This window comes from Rhodopseudomonas pentothenatexigens (assembly GCF_900218015.1).
Taxonomy (GTDB): domain Bacteria; phylum Pseudomonadota; class Alphaproteobacteria; order Rhizobiales; family Xanthobacteraceae; genus Rhodopseudomonas; species Rhodopseudomonas pentothenatexigens.
This window is the reverse complement of the sequence record NZ_UFQQ01000002.1, coordinates 141,688-153,671: the sequence shown is the minus strand read 5'-3', so window position 1 is coordinate 153,671 and position 11,984 is coordinate 141,688. Positions and strand designations below refer to the sequence as shown.

Genomic DNA, 11,984 nt, shown 5'->3' with positions numbered 1-11,984 from the left:
GAGTTCGAGGCGTCGATGAACATTCGGTCCGCACAGTCGACAATCGAGGATGCGTCCCCGGTACCCTCGGCGCCGCCTTCCAGCAGCGTATCCGATCCCTTGAGCGACAGCCTGCTGTATCTCGCGGCTCACCATGGCCGGGCGCTCAGCCGCAGCGCGTTGTTGTCTGGACTGCCCCTCGAGCGCGGCTTGCTCAGCGTCGGCTTGTACGAGCGCGCCGCGCAGCGGGCCGGGCTCGAGGCCCAATTGGTTGAGCGGGCGCTGTCGGAGATCCCGGCCCTGGTGTTGCCCTGCGTGTTGCTGTTCCACGACGGCTCCACCCGGGTGCTGCTGAGCACGGATCAGTCGAGCAGCCGGCTCGTTCTGGTCGACCCGTCGAAAGGCGAGGCCGAACTCACCGAGCGTGCCGAGGTCGTCGCCGCCAGCTATTCGGGGTTTGCCTACTTCGTGCGCCCCGCCATGGTCGACGATCCGCGCGCGGTCGCCACCGGCGACCTGCCGAAGCGCCACTGGTTCTGGTCGGTGGTCAGCCGGTTCGGTGCCAACTACATCCATGTCGCGGTGGCGGCGTTCATCGTCAATATTCTGGCCTTGGCAGCGCCTCTGTTCACGATGAGCGTCTACGACCGCGTGATTCCGAACGGCGCAATCCCCTCGCTGGTGGCGCTCGGCATCGGGCTGGGACTGGCGATTGTTTTCGACTTCGTGCTGAAGGTGGTGCGCAGCCGTATCATCGATATGACCGGCAAGAAGATCGACGTGGTGCTGGCATCGCAGATCTTCGAACACGTCATGTCGCTGAAGATGGACAAGCGCCCGCCTTCGGTGGGCATTCTCGCCAACCAGATGCGCGACTTCGACTCGGTCCGTGAGTTCTTCACTTCGGGCACGGTGGTCTCCGCCACCGACATGCTGTTTGCGATCCTGTTCATCGCCGTGCTCTTCATCATCGCCGGGCCGCTCGGCTGGATTCCGTTGGCGATGCTGCCGGTCATGATCGTGATCGGCCTGTTGCTGCAGCGGCCGCTCGATCGCGCGATGCGACGCATGCAGGCCGAGTCGGCTGCGCGTCACGGCATCCTGGTCGAATCGCTGAGCGGTATCGAAACCGTCCGCGCGGTGGCCGGCGAGGGGCGGGTGCAGCGGATATGGGAGCGGTCGGTCGCTGCGACGGCGCGCTCCAGCGAAGACGTGCAGTTCTGGGCTTCGATGGCAATGACTGCGGCCAGCGTCGCGAGCCAGCTATGCAGTCTGCTGCTGGTCGTCGCTGGTGTGTTCCTGATCCTCGACGGCAAGCTGTCGGTCGGTGCGCTGGTCGCCGCCAACATGTTGTCCGGGCGGGTCCTCGGCCCGATCGCGGGAATTGCCGGCGTGATGACGCGCGCGACGCAGACCACCTCGGCGCTGCGTTCGATCGATCGGCTGATGTCGCTCGAACGCGAACGGCCGCCGGAGAAAATCTACGTCGCCCGCGAAATCAAGGCCGGCGGCATTCAGTTCAAGGGCGTCAGCTTCTCGTATCCGGGCAGCCAGACCAAGGCCCTCGACAACGTCTCGTTTCAAATCAGACCGGGCGAGAAGATCGGTATCATCGGTCGGATCGGATCCGGCAAGACCACGATCGGGCGGCTGGCGACGGCGTTCTATCCGCCCAGTGACGGCACCGTGCTGATCGATGGGATCGACATCCGGCAGTACGATCCGGCCGATCTGCGTGCCGGAATCGGCTTCGTGCTGCAGGATACCGATCTGTTCTACGGCAAGCTGCGCGACAACATCACGCTCGGCCGCGCCGGCGCGACCGACGAGGAGGTGCTCGCAGCGGCCCGGCTGGCCGGGGTCGAGAGTTTCATCGCCGGTCATCCTCAGGGCTACGACATGATGATCGCCGAAGGCGGACGCAGCCTGTCCGGCGGCCAGAAGCAGGCGATCGGCCTGGCGCGCGTCCTCATCCGCAAGCCGAAGGTGCTGTTCCTGGACGAGCCCACCGCGCATTTCGACGTGCGCAGCGAGGGCGAATTTCTGGAGCGTCTGAAGGCGCTGGCCAAAGGCGAAATGACCATCATCGTGTCGACGCACCGTCCGTCGCTGCTGACGCTGGTCGATCGCATTCTGGTGTTCGATCAGGGCAAGCTGGTCGCCGACGGGCCGACCGAGCAGATTCTCACCAAGCTGCGGCCGCAGCCTTCAGCCGCCGCGGCCAGGGCGTGAGGTCGAAACATGGCACAGACTGATTTCGCATTCTCGAACGACGTCCGAGCCGCAGTCGAACTGCGTACGCCCAAGACCGCGCGGCTGCTGCTGATCGCGAGTCTGGCGCTGTTCGTCACGTTTCTGATCTGGTCCTATTTCGCCGTGCTCGACGAGGTCAAGCGCGGCAACGGCAAGGTGGTGCCGTCCCGCCAGACCCAGGTGGTGCAGTCGCTCGAAGGCGGCATCATCGCCGATCTGCTGGTTCAGGAAGGTGCGATCGTCGACAAGGATCAGGCGTTGGCCCGCATCGAAGACACCAACTTCGCCTCGCAGTTCGGCGAGATCCGCGAACGCCGTGGCGCGATGGCGGCGCGGGTGATCCGGCTCGAGGCCGAAACCAACGGCAGTACCAGCGTGGAATTTCCGGCCGAGTTGATGCAAAGCGCTCCCCGCGCGGTGCAGTCGGAACGATCGGTGTTCGAGGCTCATATGCGCAAGCTGGCGCAGGACGTCGATGTCGTTCAGCAGCAGGAATTGCAGAAGACCAAGGAGATCGACGAGCTTCGAGCTTCGGAGAAGCGGTTCTTGGAAACGCTGGCGCTGCTCAATCGCGAACTCGCGTTGACCCGCAAGCTGTACGACCAGAAGGTGGTGCCCGAGATCGAGATGCTGCGCGCGGATCGTCAGGCGACCGATATGCGCGGCCAGCTCGCGGTGGTGCAGGCCACGATGGTCAAGACTCAGGCGGCGGTGGATGAAGCCCGCTCGCGGCGGCTCAACATCAGCACCGCCTTCCGCGCCCAGGCCGAGGACGATCTCGCCAAATCGCGTGCCGACCTCGCCGTCCTCGAAGAGAATATCAAGTCGGCCGAAGACCGCGTGCGCCGCACCGAACTGCGCTCGCCGGTGCGCGGCGTCGTCAACAAGCTCAACGTGACCACGATCGGGGCCGTGGTGGCCCCCGGCGCCAGCCTGATGGAGATCACGCCGCTCGACGACACGCTGCTGGTGGAGGGACGGATCCGTCCGCAGGACATCGCCTTCATCCGCCCGAACCACGAGGCGGTGGTCAAGATCAGCGCCTATGACTCGTCCGTGTACGGCTCGCTGCACGGCAAGGTCGAGCGGATCAGCGCCGATACCATCACCGACGAGAAGGGCGACAAGAACGAGCGGGGCGAAACCTTCTATCGCGTGATGATCCGCACCGAGACCAATCATCTGGGGACTGCGGAGCACCCGCTGCCGATCTTGCCCGGCATGGTCGCCACCGTCGAAATCCTGACCGGGAAGAAGTCGGTGCTCGACTATCTGATCAAGCCGGCCCGCACGCTGCGCGACGAGGCGCTGCGCGAACACTGACCGGAGCCGCAGGACGCGGCTGCGCGTCCCGGCGAGGCGTCGGGGTGAACAATCCCTGAATCGCTAAAATGCGATCCGTTCCGGTCGCCAACGATTAGCTGCAAGATCAACAACTGATTGAATCCTAAGCCGGTTTAACCGCGTCGAAGCGGTGCGCGCCGTATCCCTGTCGGACAACAACCGGGACAGGGACCGGCGCGTGAGCGCGGGCCGATGCCCCGGAAACCACGGGGCGTCAGTCATGTTGCGGATCGATCAGCCGCGCGGATTCCCGCGCGCGTGCGGACTTGTGCTCGCGGTTGCGGCCGGGCTCAGCGTCACGCCGGCGGATGCACGGACCAAGAAGGCGACGATCGAGGCGTCGACCTCGGATGTCGGACTGACGGTCACCGCGCCGCAGATGCGGTTCTTCACTATCAACGACGTGCTCGCCAAGCACGACGGGCTGCGCCGTAAGGCGTCCGGTCCGGTCGAAGTCGCCGCCACCGATCCGTCGGCACGGGCCGGCGTGGCAGGCGACGCGCCGCGGCTGCCGGCGATCTCCGCGACGACTGACGAGCCGTTCGGATTGATGACGTTCCGCGCGCCGGAGGGTGTGCTCTGGACCAAATGGCGCGGCGTCAAGGCGACGATGACATCCGACGCCGCATCGATCAAAGCCTGCAATCAGGATGATCAGCGTTGCTCGCCGGTCGAGCGCCGCTTCGTCGCGATGACGCGGAGCGCCGCCGCCGAGACCGACCTCCGTGCGCGCGCCGAGATCGTCAACCGCAACGTCAACGAGGCGGTGCGTTACGTCGGCGACTATCAGCACCATGGCGTCGCCGACCTGTGGAACGCTCCGCTGACCACGCTGCTCAGCGGGCTCGGCGACTGCGAGGACTATGCGATCGCCAAATACGCGCTACTGCTGGCGGCCGGCACCCCCGAAACCGATCTCAAGCTGCTGCTGGTCCGCGACTTGGCGGTGCGCCAGGACCATGCGGTGCTGGCGATCCGCATCGACGGCCGCTGGTCGGTGCTCGACAATCGCCGCGCCGCGCTGATGGAAGGCCGCGATCTGCAGTCGTTCATGCCGCTGTTCGCGATCGACCACCGCGGTGTCAGCCTGTTCGCCGCGCCGTACGCCGAGCGGCCGCATCACGAGAGTGAAACCGACATCGCGCCAGCGGCCAACGTCGATATTTCCGGCGGACCGAGCTCGGACCTGCCGTTGCAACTCTGACGCAGTCCGTCGGGAAACGGCCGGGCGCTTCAGCGGGCGCTTGTCCGCGCCGCCGAATTGAGTTCTTAATGCGTCCGGAACCGGTTTTGAACGCGGGGGGCGCTGTCGTGAATTTCAGGAAATGGATTGCTTGCGGCCTGCTGGCGCTGACGCCGGTGGGCGCTATGGCCGGCAAGGCACACGCCGAGGTGTTGGTGTTGCCGGAGTCGACCTTCGCGGTGAGTTGCGCCAATGGCGGCAACTACTTGCTGAAATCCGGCCCGGTCGCCGAGCCCGGACAGATCGTCACCGCACGGTTCTACTTCAATCCGCACCGCGCCGCGTCTGTCCGGCTGATTCCGATGGGCAATGGATACCGCTACGCGGGCCGCGATTTTTGGATCGACGGCATCCGGGATCAGGCGCTGCTCTATCTGAGGAAACACGAACCGATCCCCTGTGTGGTCGGGCGGACCTAGCCTCAGTCTTTCCCCAAGTAACAACCACAAATAGTAATCGCCCCGGAACAAGAGTTCCGGGGCGATTTTGTTTCAGACAGACTATTCCCGTCAAAGTTGTTGAATTCCGTAGCGCCGTATTTGGTGATCTCGCTAGATTTACAGTCACATTCGTAGTTTCTCTAAATATTTTACCGCCGCAATACTTATAGAATTGATCGAATACTAGTATAGATCGAGCCAAGTCGCGTTTTTGCAACAGCGTTGCAACTGGTAATTACGCTCGATTGGGTGATTAACACTTTGGTCGACTTAACCAAAACAAATCAGATTCGACGAAAACACATCTGATTTCTTGACCCCCGAGGGGGCTTTAATAATAATTTAACCTTCAGTAGCCGCGCGGGCGGCTTCGTTGGAGGCTTAGGCAGATGAACGCTCCCGTCGTGCTTGCGCAACTGAATGGTGTCACGCCGCAAACGTCGAGTGGGTCGATCAAGGACTTGAAAGTCGCCAAGCCGCAGAACGGGCAGGCCGTGACGGTGCATCTCGACGGCGGCACCAAGATCGACTTCAGAGACATCTCCAGCGAGAAGCTGACCTTCGTCCGAATCGGCGATCGCCTGATCATCCTGTTCGACAACCAGTCGACGGTTTCGATCGATCCGGTGTTCAACAACGACGGTGCGCCGCTGCCTGGCCTGTCGTTCGAGATGGGTCCCGAGCGTATCCTTGACGGCAATCAGTTCGCCGAGCTGTTTCCGATTACTACCGATCAGTCGGTGCTGCCGGCGGCGGGCACGCCCGGCGCGCCCGGCGTTCCGGCCGGCGCCAATTTCGGCGGCTTCACCATCGACGCGCTGACCGGCGGCACCCCGCTCGCTCTGCTTGGCGCGGAGGATATCGGCGGCGGCTTCGCCGGCGGCGCGCTCACGACGACGTCGACGCCGATCCCGGGCACGCCCGACGCCACGATCCTGAACGAGGATGGCCTGTCTGAAGGCAATCTCGGGGGGCCCGGCGACACCGGCGGCGTGCTGACCAGCTTCACCGGCTCGCTCAACATCGACTTCGGGAGTGACTTCGCCGACCGCAGCCTGGCGTTCAACGCGGCCCAGCCGGGCCTCGTCGGACTGACCTCGGGCGGCGAGGCGGTGAGCATCGCGATCGCCGTCATCGGCGGCGTGCCGACGCTGATCGGCTACGTCGGCGCCGACCCTTCGGTCGCCGCCAATCAGGTGTTCGTTGTGACGCTGGACGCCGCCACCACCGTCGCCGGCAGCTACACCGTGACGCTGCTGCGCCCGCTCGACCACTCGGTGTCCGGCACCGAGGACACGCTCAGCCTGACCATCGGCGTGATCGCCACCGACGGCTCCGGCGACACCGCGCCGGTGTCGATCGTGATCAACATCAACGACGACTCACCGGAGGTTTCGTCGGTCGGGGCGGTCGGCCTGGCCGAGCAGACGGGGCTCGACGACGTCGAGAACGTGTTCGTGGAGACTTCGCGCACGGTGTCGCTGGGCATCGCCTGGGGTGCCGACAGCGGCAACAGCGATGTCGACGGTGGCTCGACCGGGATCGCGGTCGACGGTGACCGGTCGCTGGTATTCGACCCCGCGACCATCACCGCGTTGGAAGCGCTGGCGCTGACCTCGAACGGCGAGACGATCAGCTACGCGCTGTCGGCAGACGGCACCGAGATTGTCGCCAGCGCCGGCGGAGGCGAGAGCGCGCGCACCGTCTTCACGGTGACGCTGTCGGACCAGGGCGCCGGCAGCTACACGTTCGTCCTGTCCGACAATCTCGATCACGTCGGCGCCGATGACGCGTCGCAGCCGCTGAACTTCACCGTGGTGGCGACCGACGCCGACGGCGATTCGATCACCACCAATTTTGAAATCGACGTTGCCGACGACGTGCTGACCATCGGCACGCCGGAATCCGCCGCCGTGGACGAGGACGATCTTCCGGCCGGCAACCGCGACGTCGTAGAAACCGACGACGAACCCGACACCAATTCCGACATCGACACCGATGGGTCGGTGCTGACGTCGGCCGGCAGTCTCGCCATCGACTGGAACTCGGACGACGCCAACAGTAACGTCGACGGCGGATACAGTGGCACCCAGGTGCTGGGCGATCGTTCGGTGAGCTTCGCCGACCAGGACGCGCCGGAGACGCTGACCTCCGCCGGCCAAGCGGTCCGCTACGCGATCTTCGCCAACGGCACCGTGCTGGTTGCGTACACCGGGGAGTCCGCGCCGGAGGGCTTCGACCCCAGCCAGCCGGGCAGCAACGTCGTGTTCTTCGTGACGCTGTCCGACCAGGGCAACGGCTCCTACACCTTCCATCTGCTGCGGCAGCTCGATCACAGCCCGGCATCGGAAACTCCGGACGACCAATCGGAACAGCCCGAGGCGGCGCTCGCAGCGGTGGCGGTCGAGGACAATCGCGACCTGACCTTCAATTTCATCGCGCGCGACGGTGACGGCGACGTCGCAACCGGCTCGTTCACGGTCTCTGTCGACGACGATTCGCCGGTCACCAACGGCGCGGTCACGGCGCCGATCGCGCTGGACGACGACGAGTTCGGCGGCAACCTCGGCGGTGCCGGCGACGTCACCGACGCCACCAGTGTGTCCGGCGCGGCGGGTGCGCTGTTCACCGTAGGTGCGGACGGCATGAAGAGTGTGGTGCTGGATTCCTCGACCGCATTCGATGCGATCTATGTCGATGCCGATGGCGTCGCGCGTCAGGAGACGGTGACCGTCGGCGCCCCCGTGGTGAACGGAAGCGCGACCACCTGGACCTTCTCGAGCGACAGCATCGCCAAGGTGGCGACGCTGACGATCAACGCCGACGGCTCCTACAGCTTCACGACGTTTGCGCCCGTGGTGCATCCGACCGCGGGGACGACGGAGGAGAACCTCGGCCTGAGCTTCGCCTACACCGTGACGGACGGCGACGGCGACACCGCGACCGGGTCGCTGACGGTCGACGTCAACGACGACACGCCGGTGTCGACGGGCGACGTGGCGCCATCGACGATTCTCGACGACGAAGCGCAGCTTGAGTTTACGCCGGCCAATGACGGCATCGGGCTGGTCGGGGACGTGTCGCCGAACGTCAAGGTGGTGACCGGAGTGGCCGGCTCGCTGTTCGTGCCGGGTGCCGACGGGTTCGGCTCGGTGGCGGTGACGCCGCCGTCGTTCGCGGTGGTGTACCAGGACGCGCAGGGCTTTGCGCAGACGGAATCGGTGCAGTGGAACGGCGGTGTGACCGCCGGCGGGACCACGACCTGGACGGCGACGAGCCCGAACTATCCGGGCGGCGCCGCGGTGCTGGTGATCAACGCCGACGGCTCGTACAGCTTCACGCTGAACGCGCCGTTGGCGCACGGGCTGGCGCTGCCGCTGGTGGAAGAGAACGCGACGCTGACGTTCGGCTTCACGGTGACGGACGGCGACGGCGACCAGGCCTCCGGCTCGCTGGCGATCCGGGTCAACGACGACACGCCGACGGCGAACCTTGTGGTGGTTCCGTCCACGGTTCTGGACGACGAGGCGCAGACGACGTTCGTGCCGGGCAATGCCGGTCCGGGCGGCTTCCTCGGCGGCGACGTGTCGCCGGACGTGAACACGGTGTCGGGCGGCGCGGGTGCGCTGTTCTCGATGGGGTCCGACGGTCTGACGTCGATCGCGCTGGACCTGCCGTCGTTCGCGGTTGTGGCGAAGGACGCCGACGGCTTTGCGCAGGGCGAGCCGGTGACGTGGGGCCCGGGCGTTCGCAGCGCCGACGGGACGACGACGTGGACGGCGATCAGCGCGAGCTATCCGGACGGCGCGGCGACGCTGGTGATCCGTGCGGACGGCTCCTACAGCTTCACCATGCATGCGCCGCTGGCGCATGGCGACGGGCTGCTGGCGGAGAACACCGACACGCTGGGCATCGGCTTCACGGTGACGGACGGCGACGGCGATCAGGCCGGCGGTCTGCTGATGGTGCGGATCAACGACGACAGGCCGGTGGCGTCGAACGTGACGCCGTCGACCCTCCTGGACGACGAGGCGCAGAGCCTGTTCACGCCGGCGAACATCGGCGGCAACGGCGACGTCGACCCGGACGTGAACACGGTGTCGGGCGGTGCCGGCGCGCTGTTCTCGATGGGGTCCGACGGGCTGAGGTCGATCGCGCTGAACCCGCCGGGCTTTGCGGTGATCTACAAGGACGGCAACGGCTTTGCGGGCTCGGAATCCGTCCAGTGGAGCGCCGGGGTCCGAAGTGCGGACGGGACGACGACCTATACGGCGACCAGCACGCATTACGGCTCGGGGACGCCGGCTGCGGTGCTGGCGATCAAGGCGGACGGCTCGTACAGCTTCACGCTGAACGCGCCGGTGGCGCATTCGAACAACTCGACGACCGAGGAGAACGCCACCCTCGAGTTCCGCTACACGGTGACGGACGGTGACGGCGACACCGCTTCGGCGCGGCTGCGGATCTCGGTCGATGACGACGGTCCGGTGTCGGCGGGCAGCGTGACGGCTTCGACCACGCTGGACGACGACGGGTTCGGCGGCAATCGGAACGGTGCCGGCGACGTCACCGACGCCACCACGGCGTGGGGCGGGGCGGGTGCGCTGTTCCAGATGGGCTCGGACGGGCTGAAGTCGATCGCGCTGACGCCGCCGGCGTTCAAGGTGATCTATGTCGACGGCAGCGGTGTGGCGCACCAGGAGAGCGTGAGCTGGAGCGCGGGCACGCCCGGCGCCGGCGGCGCCACCACCTGGACGGCGACCAGCACGCACTACACCGGCGCGACGCCGGCCGCGACGCTGACGATCAACGCCGACGGCTCCTACAGCTTCACGACGTTTGCGCCCGTGGTGCATCCGACCGCGGGGACGACGGAGGAGAATCTCGGGCTGAGCTTCGCCTACACCGTGACGGACGGCGACGGCGACATCGCGACCGGGTCGCTGACGGTCGACGTCAACGACGACACGCCGGTGTCGACGGGCGACGTGGCGCCATCGACGATTCTCGACGACGAAGCGCAGCTTGAGTTCACGCCGGCCAATGACGGCATCGGGCTGGTCGGGGACGTGTCGCCGAACGTCAAGGTGGTGACCGGAGGGGCCGGCTCGCTGTTCGTGCCGGGTGCCGACGGGTTCGGCTCGGTGGCGGTGACGCCGCCGTCGTTCGCGGTGGTGTACCAGGACGCGCAGGGCTTTGCGCAGACGGAATCGGTGCAGTGGAACGGCGGTGTGACCGCCGGCGGGACCACGACCTGGACGGCGACGAGCCCGAACTATCCGGGCGGCGCCGCGGTGCTGGTGATCAACGCCGACGGCTCGTACAGCTTCACGCTGAACGCGCCGTTGGCGCACGGGCTGGCGCTGCCGCTGGTGGAAGAGAACGCGACGCTGACGTTCGGCTTCACGGTGACGGACGGCGACGGCGACCAGGCCTCCGGCTCGCTGGCGATCCGGGTCAACGACGACACGCCGACGGCGAACCTTGTGGTGGTTCCGTCCACGGTTCTGGACGACGAGGCGCAGACGACGTTCGTGCCGGGCAATGCCGGTCCGGGCGGCTTCCTCGGCGGCGACGTGTCGCCGGACGTGAACACGGTGTCGGGCGGCGCGGGTGCGCTGTTCTCGATGGGGTCCGACGGTCTGACGTCGATCGCGCTGGACCTGCCGTCGTTCGCGGTTGTGGCGAAGGACGCCGACGGCTTTGCGCAGGGCGAGCCGGTGACGTGGGGCCCGGGCGTTCGCAGCGCCGACGGGACGACGACGTGGACGGCGATCAGCGCGAGCTATCCGGACGGCGCGGCGACGCTGGTGATCCGTGCGGACGGCTCCTACAGCTTCACCATGCATGCGCCGCTGGCGCATGGCGACGGGCTGCTGGCGGAGAACACCGACACGCTGGGCATCGGCTTCACGGTGACGGACGGCGACGGCGATCAGGCCGGCGGTCTGCTGATGGTGCGGATCAACGACGACAGGCCGGTGGCGTCGAACGTGACGCCGTCGACCCTCCTGGACGACGAGGCGCAGAGCCTGTTCACGCCGGCGAACATCGGCGGCAACGGCGACGTCGACCCGGACGTGAACACGGTGTCGGGCGGTGCCGGCGCGCTGTTCTCGATGGGGTCCGACGGGCTGAGGTCGATCGCGCTGAACCCGCCGGGCTTTGCGGTGATCTACAAGGACGGCAACGGCTTTGCGGGCTCGGAATCCGTCCAGTGGAGCGCCGGGGTCCGAAGTGCGGACGGGACGACGACCTATACGGCGACCAGCACGCATTACGGCTCGGGGACGCCGGCTGCGGTGCTGGCGATCAAGGCGGACGGCTCGTACAGCTTCACGCTGAACGCGCCTGTGGCGCATTCGAACAACTCGACGACCGAGGAGAACGCCACCCTCGAGTTCCGCTACACGGTGACGGACGGTGACGGCGACACCGCTTCGGCGCGGCTGCGGATCTCGGTCGATGACGACGGTCCGGTGTCGGCGGGCAGCGTGACGGCTTCGACCACGCTGGACGACGACGGGTTCGGCGGCAACTTCGGCGGTGCCGGCGACGTCACCGACGCCACCACGGCGTGGGGCGGGGCGGGTGCGCTGTTCCAGATGGGCTCGGACGGGCTGAAGTCGATCGCGCTGACGCCGCCGGCGTTCAAGGTGATCTATGTCGACGGCAGCGGTGTGGCGCACCAGGAGAGCGTGAGCTGGAGCGCGGGCACGCCCGGC

General features: G+C 66.5%; 5 protein-coding genes. All 5 read left to right on the top strand.

The features are described 5' to 3' along the window. Positions 1-15 precede the first annotated feature (15 nt). Positions 16-2,211 carry a type I secretion system permease/ATPase gene (locus DWA33_RS02115; protein ID WP_114356450.1) on the top strand — a complete coding sequence of 732 codons (2,196 nt, stop codon included), beginning with the start codon at positions 16-18 and terminating at the stop codon, positions 2,209-2,211. 9 nt (positions 2,212-2,220) lie between these two features. Then, positions 2,221-3,555, top strand: a complete 1,335-nt coding sequence (locus DWA33_RS02110; protein WP_114356449.1) for an HlyD family type I secretion periplasmic adaptor subunit — start codon at positions 2,221-2,223, stop codon at positions 3,553-3,555. Positions 3,556-3,796: 241 nt separating this feature from the next. Beyond that, complete coding sequence (locus DWA33_RS02105) at positions 3,797-4,780, top strand: transglutaminase-like cysteine peptidase (RefSeq protein ID WP_114356448.1); 984 nt, start codon at positions 3,797-3,799, stop codon at positions 4,778-4,780. Between the two features lie 68 nt (positions 4,781-4,848). Further along, on the top strand, positions 4,849-5,238 hold the full coding sequence (locus DWA33_RS02100) for a hypothetical protein (protein WP_244601176.1): 390 nt from the start codon (positions 4,849-4,851) through the stop codon (positions 5,236-5,238). A 482-nt stretch (positions 5,239-5,720) separates the two neighbouring features. Continuing rightward, positions 5,721-11,984: T1SS-143 repeat domain-containing protein (locus DWA33_RS25060; RefSeq protein ID WP_488225861.1), on the top strand; the 6,264-nt coding region annotated here is incomplete at its 3' end.